Origin of the sequence: Bordetella genomosp. 7 (assembly GCF_002261415.1) — a bacterium.
Lineage (GTDB): Bacteria > Pseudomonadota > Gammaproteobacteria > Burkholderiales > Burkholderiaceae_B > Bordetella_A.
Map to the genome: position 1 here is coordinate 78,290 of NZ_NEVI01000023.1, position 14,833 is coordinate 93,122.

General features: G+C 66.1%; 12 protein-coding genes. 8 read left to right on the forward strand and 4 right to left on the reverse strand.

What is annotated here, in order from left to right; genetic code table 11:
* Window positions 1-3: 3 nt before the first annotated feature.
* Window positions 4-801, reverse strand: a complete 798-nt coding sequence (locus CAL18_RS17275) for an ABC transporter ATP-binding protein (protein ID WP_026639764.1) — start codon at window positions 799-801, stop codon at window positions 4-6.
* 3 nt (window positions 802-804) lie between these two features.
* The gene (locus CAL18_RS17280) at window positions 805-2,751 is read right to left on the reverse strand and encodes an AMP-dependent synthetase/ligase (RefSeq protein ID WP_419670194.1); all 1,947 of its coding nucleotides are present in this window, start codon (window positions 2,749-2,751) and stop codon (window positions 805-807) included.
* A 206-nt stretch (window positions 2,752-2,957) separates the two neighbouring features.
* Between CAL18_RS17280 and CAL18_RS17285 the strand changes: the two genes are divergently transcribed.
* The 4 genes from CAL18_RS17285 (at window position 2,958) to CAL18_RS17300 (ending at window position 6,877) form a co-directional block, all read left to right on the forward strand.
* Window positions 2,958-3,647: a Crp/Fnr family transcriptional regulator gene (locus tag CAL18_RS17285; RefSeq protein WP_026639766.1), complete on the forward strand. Its 690-nt coding sequence runs from the start codon at window positions 2,958-2,960 to the stop codon at window positions 3,645-3,647.
* A gap of 831 nt (window positions 3,648-4,478) precedes the next feature.
* The gene (gene pap / locus CAL18_RS17290) at window positions 4,479-5,942 is read left to right on the forward strand and encodes a polyphosphate:AMP phosphotransferase (protein ID WP_094797538.1); all 1,464 of its coding nucleotides are present in this window, start codon (window positions 4,479-4,481) and stop codon (window positions 5,940-5,942) included.
* Window positions 5,943-5,954: 12 nt separating this feature from the next.
* A complete protein-coding gene (locus CAL18_RS17295; protein ID WP_026639938.1) occupies window positions 5,955-6,416 on the forward strand; it encodes a GNAT family N-acetyltransferase in 462 nt (153 codons plus the stop codon).
* Window positions 6,413-6,877 carry an HIT family protein gene (locus CAL18_RS17300; RefSeq protein WP_026639937.1) on the forward strand — a complete coding sequence of 155 codons (465 nt, stop codon included), beginning with the start codon at window positions 6,413-6,415 and terminating at the stop codon, window positions 6,875-6,877. Before CAL18_RS17295 ends, CAL18_RS17300 begins: the two co-directional genes overlap by 4 nt.
* Before the next feature lie 589 nt (window positions 6,878-7,466).
* Here the strand turns inward: CAL18_RS17300 and CAL18_RS17305 are convergent.
* A complete protein-coding gene (locus CAL18_RS17305; protein ID WP_051423854.1) occupies window positions 7,467-8,687 on the reverse strand; it encodes an NnrS family protein in 1,221 nt (406 codons plus the stop codon).
* Between the two features lie 253 nt (window positions 8,688-8,940).
* On the opposite strand from CAL18_RS17305, the gene CAL18_RS17310 reads away from it, so the two are divergent.
* A complete protein-coding gene (locus tag CAL18_RS17310; RefSeq protein WP_026640710.1) occupies window positions 8,941-9,957 on the forward strand; it encodes an amino acid ABC transporter substrate-binding protein in 1,017 nt (338 codons plus the stop codon).
* A gap of 99 nt (window positions 9,958-10,056) precedes the next feature.
* Here the strand turns inward: CAL18_RS17310 and CAL18_RS17315 are convergent, their stop codons facing one another.
* The gene (locus tag CAL18_RS17315; protein ID WP_094818559.1) at window positions 10,057-10,590 is read right to left on the reverse strand and encodes a hypothetical protein; all 534 of its coding nucleotides are present in this window, start codon (window positions 10,588-10,590) and stop codon (window positions 10,057-10,059) included.
* Window positions 10,591-10,778: 188 nt separating this feature from the next.
* On the opposite strand from CAL18_RS17315, the gene CAL18_RS17320 reads away from it, so the two are divergent.
* The 3 genes from CAL18_RS17320 to CAL18_RS17330 all read left to right on the forward strand — a co-directional run bounded on the left by CAL18_RS17320 (window position 10,779) and on the right by CAL18_RS17330 (window position 14,831).
* A complete protein-coding gene (locus CAL18_RS17320) occupies window positions 10,779-11,537 on the forward strand; it encodes a uracil-DNA glycosylase (protein WP_026640712.1) in 759 nt (252 codons plus the stop codon).
* Between the two features lie 264 nt (window positions 11,538-11,801).
* A complete protein-coding gene (locus CAL18_RS17325; protein WP_051423865.1) occupies window positions 11,802-13,598 on the forward strand; it encodes a DEAD/DEAH box helicase in 1,797 nt (598 codons plus the stop codon).
* 39 nt (window positions 13,599-13,637) lie between these two features.
* On the forward strand, window positions 13,638-14,831 hold the full coding sequence (locus CAL18_RS17330; protein ID WP_026640714.1) for a class I SAM-dependent methyltransferase: 1,194 nt from the start codon (window positions 13,638-13,640) through the stop codon (window positions 14,829-14,831).
* Window positions 14,832-14,833 lie beyond the last annotated feature (2 nt).

Consider the following 14,833-nt stretch of genomic DNA (forward strand, 5'->3'; position numbering starts at 1 on the left):
TTGCTAATGCGACACGCCCAGGTAGGCCTGGATAACCGCTTCATTGGCACGCACGTCATCGGGCCTGCCATCGCCGATCTTCTTGCCGTAGTCCAGCACCACGACGCGATCCGATATGTCCATCACCACCCCCATGTCGTGCTCGATCAGCACGATGGTGGTGCCGAACTCGTCGTTCACATCCAGGATGAAACGGCTCATGTCCTGCTTTTCTTCGATGTTCATGCCGGCCATGGGCTCGTCCAGCAGCAGCAGGCGCGGCTCCATGGCCAGCGCGCGGCCCAGGTCCACGCGCTTTTGCAGCCCGTACGGCAGGCGACCCACCGGCGTCTTGCGATGCGCCTGGATTTCCAGGAAGTCGATGATGTTCTCCACGAACTCGCGATGCCGGATTTCCTCGCGCTCGGCCGGCCCCCAGCGCAGGGCCTGCGCCAGCAGGCCGCAATGCATGCGCAGGTTGCGGCCGGTCATGATGTTGTCCAGCACGCTCATGCCCTTGAAGAGCGCCAGGTTCTGGAACGTGCGGGCGATGCCCATCTCGGCCGCGCGGCGGGGGCTCATGCGCGCATAGCGCCGGCCGTCGAATTCGATGCCGCCCTGCTGGGGGGTATAGACGCCATTGATGACGTTCAGCATCGAGCTCTTGCCCGCGCCGTTGGGGCCGATGATGGCGCGGATTTCGTGTTCGCGCACATCGAACGAGATATCGGTCAGCGCCTTCACGCCGCCGAACGACAACGATATGTTCTGCAGGTCGAGCAGCACCTTGCCGATGCGCTGGTCGCGGTCTGGTTGGGTCATCTTCTACGCGGCCCGGGCAGTAATGGGAGGAAACGTCTTGACCGGCCGGATCTTCAGGTCGGCAGCGATCTTGCCCACCCGGCCGTCTTCGAACTTGACTTCGGTCTCGATGAACTGCGACGCCCGGTCCGAAAACAGCGCATCGATCAGCACCGCGTACTTCTGCGCAATGAAGGCCCGCCGCACTTTGCGGGTACGGGTCAGTTCGTCGTCGTCGGGGTCGAGCTCTTTATGCAGGATGAGGAAGCGCGCAATTTGCGAGGCCGCCAGCTTGGCGTCGCCGGCCAGGTCGGCGTTGATCTGCTCGATGCACTCGGCCACCAGCTGGTAGACCTCGTCCTTGCCGGCCAGGTCGGTATAACCGGCGTACGGCAGGCCGCGGCGCTCGGCCCAGTTGCCCACGGCTTCCAGGTCGATGTTGATAAACGCGCAAACATAGTCGCGCCCATCGCCGAACGCGACCGCCTCTTTGATGTGCGGAAAGAACTTGAGCTTGTTTTCAAGATACTTGGGCGCGAACAGGCTGCCGTCGGCCAGCTTGCCCACGTCTTTGGCGCGGTCGATGATCTTCAGTTGCCCGTCGGCGTCCAGGTAGCCCGCGTCGCCCGTATGGAACCAGCCATCGGCGTCGCGCGCTTCCTGGGTGGCCTGCGGATTGCGGTAATACTCCTTGAACAGCCCGGGGCTTCTGACCAGGATTTCGCCATTGTCCGCCACGCGGATCTCCACGCCGCTGACCGGCGGGCCCACCGTGTCGTCGCGCACCTGGCCGTCGGGCTGCACACAGACAAACACCGATGTCTCGGTAGAGCCGTACAGCTGCTTGAGGTTGATGCCGATCGACCGGTAGAACACGAACAGGTCAGGGCCGATGGCCTCGCCGGCGGTATAGGCCACGCGCACACGGCTCATGCCCAGGGCGTTGCGCAGCGGCCCGTACACCAGCATATCGCCCACGGCATAGCGCAGGCGGTCCCAGGCGCCGACCTGCTCGCCATCCAGGATGCGCACCCCCACACGGCGCGCCAGATTCATGCACCAGCGGAACATGGCCCGCTTGATGCGGCCCGCGTCTTCCATGCGGATCATCACATGGGTCAGCAGGCCTTCCAGCACGCGGGGCGGCGCAAAGTAGTAAGTCGGGCCGATGTCGCGCATATCGATGGATACGGTTTCGGGCGACTCGGGGTGGTTGACGGTAAACCCGCTGACCAGCAGCTGGGTATAGGAAAACATGTTCTGCCCGATCCAGGCCGGCGGCAGATAGGCCAGCACCTCTTCCCGATCGGTGAGTTTTTCCATATCGGCCACGGCGCGCGCGCGGTCGATCAGCGCATGGTGGGTCAACACCACGCCCTTGGGCTTGCCGGTGGTGCCCGATGTGTAGAACATGGCCGCGGCATCATCGGGCTGCACGGCGGCCACCGCCTGCTCGAAATACCCGGCGTGGGCCTGGGCATGGTCGCGCCCCGTGGCCTCGAGCTGCTCGTACGAGCGCAGCATCGTGTCGACATAATGGCGCATGCCGCGCGGATCGTCATAGACGATGTGCGCCAGGTCGGGACATTGGCCGCGCACTTCGAGCAGCTTGTCGACCTGTTCCTGGTCTTCGACCACGGCCACCGTGATGGCGGCATCCTGCAGCACGTAGACCATCTCTTGCGCGACGGCGTCCTGGTACAGCGGAACCGGTATCGCTCCCAGGGCCTGCGCCGCCATCATCGCAATGTACAGGCGGGGGCGGTTCTCGCCGATGACGGCCACGTGCATGCCCTGGCGGATGCCCAGCGCGGCAAGGCCATGCGCGGCCAGCCTGACATGCTGGGCCACTTCGGCCCAGGTCAGGGTTTGCCAAATGCCCAGGTCTTTCTCGCGTATGGCGGGCCGCGACCCGCGCACGCCGGCATGCTGCAACAGCAGGCCGGGAAAGGTGCCAGGCGCGTCCGGCAGGTTGCCGGCTGCAGGCTGTGCATGCGCCACGTTGTCTCCTCCGGTTTGGGGGCCGCCCCTTGGGTGGAGCCTATGCTGGCGGCATAGGCACCGGGGCGGCACTTGACCAGTTCATGTTCGAATTACGGCAGCAGTTAAGGTATAAGCTTGGATTGCCACCGACTGTCACGATTGCGACATTCCAAGACCATTTAGGGTATTCCCCCATGCAGCTAGCCGATTCCCTGCACCTTGCCGCGGCCTGGTTCCGCGTCTTGACCGACGAGCAGCAGGCGCGCGTCGAGCGGGATATCACGGTACAACCCGCGCAGGCTGGCACGATCATAGAACGCAAAGGCGAACTCGCACAGGTGTGGATAGGCGTGCTGGCCGGTCTGGTGAAGGTATCGGTGGGCAACGCCGAAGGCAAGGTCGCGTCGCTTACCGGGGTGCCCGCAGGCGGCTGGATCGGCGAAGGTTCGCTATTGAAGCGCGAAGTCCGCAAATATGACGTGGTGGCGCTGCGCGATTCGGTGGTGGCGCGCCTGCCGGCGGCCACGTTCGACTGGCTGCTCGACAACAGCATTCCGTTCAACCGCTACCTGTTGCACCAATTGAATGAGCGCGTGGCGCAGTTCATCGGCAAGGCCGAATACGACCGCCTGCTCGATCCCGACGCCCGCGTGGCGCGCTGCCTGGCCGAGTTGTTCAATCCGCTGCTGTACCCCGGCATGGGCATGCGGCTGGCAATTACGCAGGAAGAAGTGGGATACCTGGCCCGGGTATCGCGGCAACGCGCCAACCAGGCGCTGGGCAAGCTCGAAGAAGCCGGCCTGGTCCGCGTCGAATACGGGGCGGTGCGCGTGCTTGATCTGGATGGGCTGAAAGGCTACGGCGCGGACACCACGGCCGAGTAACCACGCGGCAAAGGTGTCTGACACCTACCAATAGAGGCAGTGGCTGCACCCGCGTCCATGCCGCGAATGCACGGTGTCTGACACCTGAAGGTGTCAGACACCCCACCAACAGAGGCAGTGGCTGCACTCGCGTCCACGCCGCGAATGCGCGGTGTCTGACACCTGAAGGTGTCAGACACCCACCAACAGAGGCAGTGGCTGCACCCGTGTCCATGCCGCGAATGCGCGGAGTCTGACACCTGAAGGTGTCAGACACCCACCAACAGAGGCAGTGGCTGCGCCCACGTCCACGCCGCGAATGCACGGTGTCTGACACCTTAAGGTGTCAGACACCCACCAACAGAGGCAGTGGCTGCGCCCGTGTCCATGCCGCGAATGCGCGGTGTCTGACACCTGAAGGTGTCAGACACCCACCAACAGAGGCAGTGGCTGCACCCGCGTCCATGCCACGAATGCACGGTGTCTGACACCTGAAGGTGTCAGACACCCACCAACAGAGGCAGTGGCTGCACCCGCGTCCATACCGCGAATGCACGGTGTCTGACACCTGAAGGTGTCAGACACCCACCAACAGAGGCTGTGGCTGCACCCGTGTCCATGCCGCGAATGCGCGGTGTCTGACACCTGAAGGTGTCAGACACCCCACCAATAGAGGCAATGGCTGCACCCGTGTCCATGCCGCGAATGCACGGTGTCTGACACCTGAAGGTGTCAGACACCCACCGACAGGGGCTGTGGCACCACTCCGCGCCCTGACGCGCCGCTTGCGCGGTGTGCGGATATGCCGCAACATCACCGCATCCGTCGACCCGCCCTGATTGCCTTGCCCTGATGTTTGCCCACGCGCAGTCCGACCCGTCGCTTTCCAAAGATGATTACGAAGCCCAAGAGGCGCGCCTGCGCGTGGCGCTGCTCAAGGCCCAGTACCGCAGGCTCGAGCGCGCCGAACAGGCGTTGCTGGTCGTGGTGGCAGGCATCGACGGCGCCGGCAAGGGCGACACTATCAATCTGCTCAACGAATGGATGGACCCCCGCCATATCAAGACGATGGCGTTCGGCCCGCCCGAAGGCGAAGAACTCGAGCGGCCCGCCTTGTGGCGCTATTGGAACGACTTGCCTGCCAAAGGCCGCACCGGCATCGTGTTCGGTTCCTGGTACGTGCCGCTGCTGCGGGAAGCGGCGCGCAAGAAGCCACGCACGCGCCGCATCGAAGCGCATGCCGAGTCCATCCGCCGCTTCGAGGCTTTGCTGGCCGCCGAAGGCGTGCAGGTCATCAAGCTGTGGTATCACCTGTCGGCCCAGGCGCAGCGGCAGCGCACACAGCAACTGCTGGCCACCCCCGAAACGGCCTGGCAGGTAACCCCGGCCGACCGCAAGGTGCAAAAGAAGTACACGCGCCTGTGCGAAGCCGGCCGCCAGGCCATCGAGCTTACCGACAGCCCGCACGCGCCCTGGACTGTCATTCCCAGCGCCGATGACCGCCTGCGCGCCATACGAACCAGCGAAACGGTGCTCGATGCGCTGAGCCGGCGGCCGCCCCGGGTGGCCGCCGGCCCGGCGCGCCCGGCGCCCGCAACCCGCCCGCCGCAGCGGCTGGCCCGCGTCGACGATGACGCCCGGGTCGACAAGGACGAATACGCGGCGGCCCTGCCGCTCTGGCAAGGACGGCTCGCAAAGGCGGTACGCTCGCCGGCATTCCGCGAGCGCTCGCTGGTGCTGGTTTTCGAAGGGCAGGATGCTGCCGGCAAAGGCGGCGCCATCCGACGCGTGACCCGCGCGCTAGATGCTCGCCAGTTTGACCTGACGCCGATCGGCGCCCCCGCCGCATACGAACTGGCGCGGCCCTATCTATGGCGCTTTTGGCGCCGCCTGCCGCGACGCGGCCGTATCGCCATCTTCGACCGGTCGTGGTACGGCCGCGTACTGGTCGAACGCGTCGAACGCCTGGCCAAACCGGCAGACTGGCGGCGCGCCTATGCAGAGATCAACGATTTTGAACAACAGCTTGCCGATCATGGCGCCATCGTGCTGAAGTTCTGGCTGGCCATCACACCGGACGTGCAGCTGCAACGGTTTCGCGAGCGCCAGCAGTCGCCGTTCAAGCATTTCAAGATCACCGCCGACGACTGGCGCAATCGCGAAAAATGGGACGCCTACACGCTTGCGGCCGACGCCATGCTGGCGCGCACCGACACGCCGCACGCGCCCTGGCACGTGGTGCCATCCAACGACAAGCGCTACGCTCGCATCCAAGTACTGAAACACATCGTCGAAACCCTGGAACGCTCTCTTTAACTGCTGCCCACTATGCAAAAACCCGTCAAATCCGCCCCCGATATCCGCGCCGTAACCGCCGCCAACTTCGAAGCGTGGCTCCCGCTCTGGAAAGGCTACCAGGCCTTCTACAACGTCGACATTGACGACGCCGTCACGCGCACGACCTGGGAACGCTTTCTTGATCCCGCCGAGCCCATGTACGCAGCACTGGCCTACGACAACGGCCGGGCCGTGGGCATGGTGCACTGGATATTCCACCGCTCGTGCTGGACGGCGGGCGATTACTGCTATCTGCAGGATCTGTTCGTGGCTCAGGACGTGCGCGGCGGCGGCCATGGCCGCGCCCTGATCGAGCACGTCTACGCCCAGGCTCGCGCAGTGAACGCGGCACGCGTGTACTGGCTGACGCACGAAACCAACCATACGGCCATGCAGCTTTACGATCGCATCGCCGAGCGGTCCGGCTTCTTGCAATACCGGAAGACCCCATGAGCGAACGCGACTCCGGCTGCCCGCTGTGTCGCGACGACGCGGGCGCGGCGCTGTGGCGCGGCTCGCAACTGCGCGTCATCGAAGTGGACGAGCCGGATTACCCAGGCTTTACCCGTGTAATCTGGAACCACCATCTTTCCGAAATGACCGACCTGCCGCCGCAAGAGCGCGAGCTGCTCATGCGCGCCGTGTTCGCGGTAGAACAAGCGCAGCGCGACGTCCTGGCGCCCGACAAAATCAACGTGGCGTCGCTGGGCAACATGGTGCCGCACTTGCACTGGCATGTGGTTCCACGCTGGCGCGGCGACCGGCATTTCCCCGACGCCATCTGGGCCCCGCCGCGCCTGGCCCCAGGCGCCGAACCGCCCGAATGGCACGATCGACAGGCCCGCGTGCGGCAATTGCTGCCGCGCTACCGCAGCCGGCTTGTCGACGCCATGAATGCATTATCGAAGCAATGACGCCTACGCAATTGGTGTCTGACACCCTACGGGAGTCAGACACCTGACCACCGGCGCACCCCCCTGCAAATCGGTGTCTGACTCCCGCAAGGTGTCAGACACCTGACCGCCGGCGCACCCCGCTGCACATCGGTGTCTGACTCCCGTAGGGTGTCAGACACCTGACCACCGGCGCACCCCGCTGCACATCGGTGTCTGACTCCCGCAGGGTGCCAGACACCTGACCACCGGCGCACCCCGTTGCAAATCGGTGTCTGACTCCCGCAGGGTGCCAGACACCTGACCACCGGCGCACCCCGTTGCAAATCGCTGTCTGACTCCCGCAGGGTGCCAGACACCTGACCACCGGCGCACCCCGTTGCAAATCGCTGTCTGACTCCCGCAGGATGTCAGACACCCGACCACCGTCGCGCCCCGCTGCAAATCGGTGTCTGACTCCCGCAGTGTGTCAGACACCTGACCACCGTCGCGCCCCGTTGCAAATCGGTGTCTGACTCCCGCAGGGTGTCAGACACCTAGGTCAGAAACCGCGCAGCACGCTGGCCGGGATCCGCGGGGCATCAGACACCGCACCGGCAACAGCGCCGCGTCAGCCGGGTTTGCCGTCTACTCGCGGGCGTGCCAGGCGCGGCGCGTAGGTGAGTGCGTAAAGCGCGAAGCCTGCCACCCAGCACACCGCCGCGCCGTATACCCAGTGCAGGTACCCGGCCGGCCACAGCAGCGGGCCGATGACGCGCAGCACGGCGGCCGCCACGATCAGCCAATAGGCCCAGACCTCGGCGCGCCCGGCAATCAGCCGGCGGCCGGTATGCCCCAGGGCCGTGCGCGTGATCATTGCAATGATGGCTGTACCCACCACGCCCACGGCGAACGCATGTTCGGCCACGCCAGGAGCCACCCATCCCAACGCGCCGGCGGCCAGCAGCAGAAAGCCCGCCGGCAACCACGCATAAGCCAGGTGCAAGATCCACAAGATGGGGCGGTTGCCGACGGCGTACCCGCGCCAACCCGCCACACGCAGCGCCAGCAACACACCGGCAATGGCAGCAAGCGGCGCCATCAGCCAGGCCGGCGCATGCAGCACCCACGCCAGCAGCGCCGCAACGGTAGCGGCCACGATGGGCTTGCCCAGGCGCGGGTCGTTCTTCAGGCGGAACCCGGGGACGGCATTGGTGGTGAACATGGGCAGCACGCGGGCGCCTATGACCGTAACAAACAGCACCGGCAGCGCCAGGCCGGCCACGCAGGCCTGCAAAGCCAGCGCGGCGTCGCCTTGCCATGCGTAGAAGTGATACGCAAAGTTGATGGCGGCATAGACCCACAACGCCAGCGCCAGCGGATAGTTGCGCCGGTTGCCCGCCCGCACCAGCACGCGCGTGAAGGCCAGCGCCGCCAGGGGCAGGAACAACCCATCAAGCAGCGCGGCCCAGGGGGCCGTTGCCGCCCACATGGCGATGCGGCCCGCGATCCAGAGCCCCGTCAGGGCCGCCAGCGCGCCGCCGGCAGGCGTGTCCACCCCTGTCCAGGTGCGCCCGGCGGTAAACAAAAAGCCCACCACAATGACAGCCGCAAAGCCGAACACCATTTCGTGGGCGTGCCACAGCAGCGCCACGCCCATGGAGCCTGCGGGCGCCGGCAGCAGGCCGGCCAGCTGCCCGGCCCATACCGCCACGGCCAGCGCGGCGAACACGGCGCCGCACAAATAGAACGGACGAAACCCCAGGGCAAACAACGCCCATCCCGCGGAAGCTTGTGGCTGAGGTTCTGAAGGCCGATGCAGCTCGGCGCGCGTAACAGTTATATGGGCCATGGCGTATCAATAAGAATGTGGCGCTGCGCGAGGCAGGACGGCAATCGAGTCTACCGTTGCCGCGCAACGGCACACGCTTTTGGCAAGCAATGATCAGCTTATTGCATTTGTGGTTGCGTCAACGCAATAACCACTGTCGCATATAACGTACAAACGTCTGATTATTTGGCTTGCTGAGACAAGGTAGCTAATCTGTAGGGTTGTTCGATAGGGACCGGCATCGTCGCCGGTTCGTGCATACGGGAAGCACACCATGAAGATTGCATCTTGCCTGCTGGGCGCCGCCATTGTGATGGGCGCGGCAAACGGCGCTCAGGCCGCCACCCTTGATGTCGTGAAGCAGCGCGGCGAACTGCGCTGCGGCACCACCACCGGCTTTGCCGGCTTTTCGGCGCCCGACGCTCAAGGCGTGTGGCGTGGCCTGGACGTGGACCTGTGCCGCGCCATCGCGGCCGCGGTATTCGGCGACGCCAACAAAATCGAGATCGTGCCGTTGAACTCGCAACAGCGCTTCACCGCGCTGCAGTCGGGCGAGATCGACGTGCTGACTCGCAACACCACCGTCACGCAGCAACGCGACACCGCGCTGGGCATCATCCACGCCGGCATCAACTTCTACGACGGCCAGGGCTTCCTGGTGCCCAAGTCACTGGGCGTCAAGAGCGCCACCGAACTGAACGGCGCCACCATCTGCCTGCAAACCGGCACATCCAACGAGAACACCCTGGCCGACTGGGCGCGTGCGCACAACGTCGAATACAAGCCCGTGGTGATCGAAACCTTCAATGAAGTCGTCAATGCCTTCGCGGCAGGGCGCTGCGATGTGTTCAGCACCGACGCCTCGGGCCTGGCCTCGATTCGCATCTCGAAGCTGCAAAACCCGGACGACTACATGGTGTTGCCGGAAATCATCTCGAAAGAACCGCTGGGCCCCTTCGTGCGCCAAGGCGACGACGCATGGCTGAATATCGTGCGCTGGTCGCTGTCGGCCATGATCGAAGCCGAGGAATACGGCGTCACGTCGGCCAATGTCGACCAACAGACCGGCAGCCCCAACCCCAACATCCGCCGCATTCTGGGCGTCACCCCCGGGGCCGGCGCCAACATGGGCCTGGACGAGAAGTGGGCCTACAACATCATCAAACAGGTCGGCAACTACGGCGAGAGCTTCGACCGCAACGTAGGCGCCAACAGCCCGCTGAAAATCGAACGCGGCCTGAACGCCCAATGGACCCAAGGCGGCCTGATGTACGCCCTGCCCATCCGTTGACGCTCAAGGTATAACGCCGGCGGCCCCATCGGCAATCAGGTGTCCGGGGGGCCACACGACATGGGCCTCGCCTGCAAAACCAAAAGCGAGGCGATCAAGTCAATTGACCGTATACCCCCGCCCCTTGAAGCAAGCCCCCATTGCCCGGCTATACGACTCCGTGGACACCGACGTGGTGTATTCGCTGATGTTGTCGGGGTCGAACCCGCTCTGGTTCATTGCCCAGCGCCGGCATTCCTGCCTGTCGCGCGCCTGCTGCGCTTCGGTCTGCCCCTTGGCCGGATAGGCAATTACATCGAGGCTGGCCGTAGCCACGCCCGGCGCCACATAGGCAACGGGCGGCGGCGCATACACCGGGGCCGGCGCGGAATACACCGGCGCGCCATAGACCGGCGCCGCATACGTTGCAGGGGGATAGTAAATAGTCGGAGACACATACGTGACCCCGCTGTAGCCATAGCGCGGCCCCGTGCTCAGGGCCAACGCCACGCCCGTGCCCAGCAGCGCGGCGCCGCCTAGCCACCAACCGCTGCCATAGTAGCCCCCGTAATAGCGGCCATGGGCCGCGGCCTGAGCGCTGAGTGCGGTAAGCGCGGCGGCGGCCAGGGCGCCACGCCAGAATCTGGACTTCATGATGTCATTCCCGAAAATCAACTGCCCCCAGCCTCAGTACCGGGCGGCAGGCAGCCAGTCATGTCTACTTTACTGCGACGCGCGCCCCAGATGGGCGCCCGCTGCGCGATTCGCGCGTTGAAGTGGAATCACGCTGTATCGGGCGATACACGACGCAACGCCAGGCCGGCTATGCAAAAATCGCGCCCATGCCTCATGACAATCGCTTGCAGCAACATTCCCTGGCGGCCCAGGTCGCCGCCCTGCCGCCCGCGTGGCGGGCCGCGTTGCAGGACCCTCCGGTAGCGCGCGCGCTGGAAAACGTGACTGCGTATGTGGAAGACCGGCTCGCCCAGGGCGCCATCGTGTACCCCGCCACGCCATTCCGGGCGCTCGAAGGCCTGGCGCCTTCCGACGTACGCGTGGTGATCCTGGGGCAAGACCCCTACCACGGCGCGGGGCAGGCGCAGGGCCTGGCATTCTCGGTGCCCGACGACTGCCGGCGCCCGCCCAGCCTGCGCAATATTTTCAACCAGGTCGCGCAGGACTGCCCCGGCACGCCGCTGCCGCGCGGCAATGATTTGTCGCGCTGGGCGCGCCAGGGCGTGTTGCTGCTCAACACCTGCCTGACGGTCGAAGACGGCGCGCCGGCCTCGCATGCCCGGCGCGGCTGGGAAGCGGTCACCGACGCGCTGATCCGCCAGGTGGCGGTCGACCCGGCCCCCAAGGCCTTTCTGCTCTGGGGCGCGCACGCGCAGGCCAAGCAGGCGTTGCTTCCTGACAACAATCGTCATCTGGTGCTGACGGCCAATCATCCTTCGCCATTGTCGGCCCGGCGCCCGCCCGTGCCCTTCGTGGGATGCGGACATTTCGCCCAGGTGAACGCCTGGCTGGCCGCCCAAGGAAAATCCCCTATTGACTGGGCAACCGAAAATACTGATATACGGCAGGGCGAATTCAGGTTATGATCGCCGCACTGCACAAAATTATGTCCGGCATTTATCGCGCCACGTTGCGCTTGCCACGCAGTTCGTCGGTTCAGCATTCCGACCTCATGCCGGACACCATCGATTCCTGACCTCCTTTCCTTACGCCCTGCGTCTGTTCTCTTGACGCGCCGCGCGCACGGTTGATCCGGTCGGCCCGATGCTCCATCAACCGTCGCCCGGATCTCGCCTCTTTCCCCTTGGCTGGCCCGGCACATGCGCCGCTATGAGCGGCAAGGACAAGTAATGTCTTTTGAATCCCTGGGTCTTGCCCCCACCATCCTTACCGCCCTGCAACAGGCGGGCTTTGCCGCTCCCACGCCGGTGCAGGCGGCCGCCATCCCGCAGGCGCTGGCCGGCCACGACCTGATGGTGTCGTCGCAAACCGGCAGCGGCAAGACCGCCGCCTTCATGCTGCCCGCCCTGAACCGCATTGCCGGCCAACCCGGCAACAAGGGCGTCGGCGTGCAAGTGCTGGTGCTGACCCCCACCCGCGAGCTGGCCCTGCAGGTTACCGAGGCCACCGCCACATACGGCCGCAACCTGGCAGGCCTGCGCACTGCAACCGTAGTGGGCGGCATGCCGTACGGCGCGCAATTGAAAGCCTTGTCGCGTCGCGTCGATGTGCTGGTGGCCACGCCCGGCCGCCTGATCGACCACCTGAAGGCCGGCCGCGTCAAGCTGAACACAGTGCACACACTGGTGCTGGACGAAGCCGACCGCATGCTCGACATGGGTTTCATCGAAGACATCGAAACCATCATCGAGCGCCTGCCGCAAGAACGCCAGACGCTGCTGTTCTCGGCCACGCTGGACGGCACGGTGGCCAAGCTGGCCGCGCGCATGATGCGCGAACCCCAGCGCATTGAAATGGCGGGCCAGAAAGAAAAGCACACCAACATCACGCAAAGCCTGCTGTACGCCGACGACGCCAGCCACAAGATGCAGCTGCTGGACCACGTGCTGCGCGACGCCAAACTGGACCAGGCCATCGTGTTCACGGCCACCAAGCGCGGCGCCGATGACCTGGCGGACCGCCTGGCCGACCAGGGCTTTGCGGCGGCCGCCCTGCACGGCGACATGAACCAACGCCAGCGCACCCGTACGCTGACCCAGTTGCAGCGCGGCCAGCTGCGCATTCTGGTGGCCACCGACGTCGCCGCGCGCGGCATCGACGTGCAAGGCATCAGCCACGCGGTCAACTTCGACCTGCCCATGCAGGCCGAAGACTATGTGCACCGTATCGGCCGCACCGGCCGCGCCGGCCGCGACGGGCAGGCCTTTACCCTGGCCACGCACGCCGAACGCCATAAAGTGCGCCGCATCGAGCATTTCATCGGCCAGCCGATCACGCCCGAAACGATTGCCGGCCTTGAGCCCAAGCGCACGCCCCGCCCGTATGGCGGCGCGCCCGGCCGGGGCGGCAAGCCCTTTGGCAAGCGTCCGGGCGGCTATGCGAATGACCGCGCGCCGACGCGCGAAGGTCGCGGGTTCCGTGCGGATGCCGCCCGCGACGGCGGATGGCGCGGCCATGATGAGCGGCCCGCGCGCGCCCCTGGCGACCGCGATTTCCGTCCGGCCCGTGCATACGGCGACCGCCCCGCTCACCATGACTGGCGCGCCGAGCGCGACGCCCGTCCGGCGGCGGGCGGCTATGAGGCCCGTGCGCCGCGCGGCGAGTTCCAGCCGCGTGGCGAGCGCGCGCATGGCGAGTTCCAGCCGCGCCGCGAATTCCAGCCCCGCGGTGAGTTCCAGCCGCGCGGTGAGTTCAAGCCCCGCGGCGAATACCAGGCGCGCGGCGAATTCAAGCCTCGTGGTGAATTCAAGCCTCGTGGTGAATTCCAGGCGCGCGGCGAGTTCAAGCCTCGCGGTGAGTACCAGCCGCGAGGCGAATTCCAGCCTCGCGCTGCACGCGCCGATGGCGACTTCCGTGGCGCGGAACGCCGCCCGGGCGGTTTCCGCCCGTCGGCCAAGCCCTTCTCGCAACGGGCAGGCGGCCCCGCCAAGCCCTACGGCAAGCCCGGCGGCGCCCGCCGCGGCTGATGCCGCCCGACGCGCAGGCGGCATGGGACAATAACGCCCATGCCACCGTCTGCGTCTCTTCCTCCTCTTGACCCCGACAGCGCGCGCCACAGCGCGCGTGTCGCGGCGCATCTGCGCCAGGCCATCGTCGAGCACGATGGATGGCTGCCCTTCGACCAATGGATGGCCCAGGCCTTGTACGCGCCGGGCCTGGGCTATTACGCGTCGGGCCATATCAAGCTTGCATCGCCCGCCCATGCACCCGCGCAAGGAGTGCCTATCGCCGCGGGCGACTTCGTCACGGCGCCGGAACTGACGCCGTTGTTCGGCCATACTGTCGCCCTGCAAGTCGCCCAGGTGCTGGCCGCCACGGACACCACGGTCGTGCTGGAATTCGGCGCCGGCACGGGCGCGCTGGCCGACAGCGTGCTGGCAGGCCTGGACGCGCAAGGCATTGCCGCGCAGTACCAGATCATCGAAGTGTCTGCTGACCTGCGCGCGCGCCAGCAAGAACGCCTGCAAGGCTATGGCGACCGGGTGCAGTGGCTGGACGCCCTGCCCACGGCCTTCTCGGGCTGCGTGCTGGCCAACGAAGTGCTCGACGCCATGCCGGTTTCGTTGTTCAGCTACGCGCCCGACGGCACGGTGCTCGAGCGCGGCGTGGCGCTGGGCCCCACTGGCGGGTTCGCCTGGGAAGACCGCCCGGCATCCGAAGCGCTGGCCCGGGTCGTCGCGGCGCGCCTGCCGGCCCTGCCGGGATACGTATCGGAAATCAACCTGCAGGCCGAAGCGTGGATGCGCGCCATGGCGGGATGGCTGGCCTGCGGCGCCGCATTGCTGTTTGACTATGGTTTCCCGCGCCACGAGTACTACCACCCGCAGCGCGCGGGCGGCACGCTGATGTGCCACCTGCGCCACCATGCGCATGCCGACCCCCTGGTGGCGCCGGGCGCGCAGGATATCACCGCTCACGTGGACTTCACCGCCATGGCGGATGCCGCGCTGGAATCCGGCTTGCAGGTGCTGGGCTACACCTCGCAGGCGCGGTTTCTGATGAATGCGGGCCTGCCCGAACTGCTGGCGCGCCACGACCCCGGCGATGTGTCCGCCTACGCCCGCACGGTCGCTCCGGTGCAAAAGCTGCTGAGCGAGGCCGAGATGGGCGAGCTGTTCAAGGTGCTGGCCGTGGGCCGCGGAATACGCACGCCCTTGCTGGGCTTTGCACGCGGAGACCGGCTGGCCTCGCTGGGCTGAGC

Bases quoted from the DNA above. Each gene is read 5' to 3' on its own strand.
- pap (WP_094797538.1), top strand. From the start codon at position 4,479: ATGTTTGCCCACGCGCAGTCCGACCCGTCGCTTTCCAAAGATGATTAC.
- CAL18_RS17320 (WP_026640712.1), top strand. From the start codon at position 10,779: ATGCCTCATGACAATCGCTTGCAGCAACATTCCCTGGCGGCCCAGGTC.
- CAL18_RS17305 (WP_051423854.1), bottom strand. From the start codon at position 8,687: ATGGCCCATATAACTGTTACGCGCGCCGAGCTGCATCGGCCTTCAGAA.
- CAL18_RS17275 (WP_026639764.1), bottom strand. From the start codon at position 801: ATGACCCAACCAGACCGCGACCAGCGCATCGGCAAGGTGCTGCTCGAC.
- CAL18_RS17295 (WP_026639938.1), top strand. From the start codon at position 5,955: ATGCAAAAACCCGTCAAATCCGCCCCCGATATCCGCGCCGTAACCGCC.
- CAL18_RS17285 (WP_026639766.1), top strand. From the start codon at position 2,958: ATGCAGCTAGCCGATTCCCTGCACCTTGCCGCGGCCTGGTTCCGCGTC.
- CAL18_RS17310 (WP_026640710.1), top strand. From the start codon at position 8,941: ATGAAGATTGCATCTTGCCTGCTGGGCGCCGCCATTGTGATGGGCGCG.
- CAL18_RS17325 (WP_051423865.1), top strand. From the start codon at position 11,802: ATGTCTTTTGAATCCCTGGGTCTTGCCCCCACCATCCTTACCGCCCTG.
- CAL18_RS17300 (WP_026639937.1), top strand. From the start codon at position 6,413: ATGAGCGAACGCGACTCCGGCTGCCCGCTGTGTCGCGACGACGCGGGC.
- CAL18_RS17315 (WP_094818559.1), bottom strand. From the start codon at position 10,590: ATGAAGTCCAGATTCTGGCGTGGCGCCCTGGCCGCCGCCGCGCTTACC.
- CAL18_RS17330 (WP_026640714.1), top strand. From the start codon at position 13,638: ATGCCACCGTCTGCGTCTCTTCCTCCTCTTGACCCCGACAGCGCGCGC.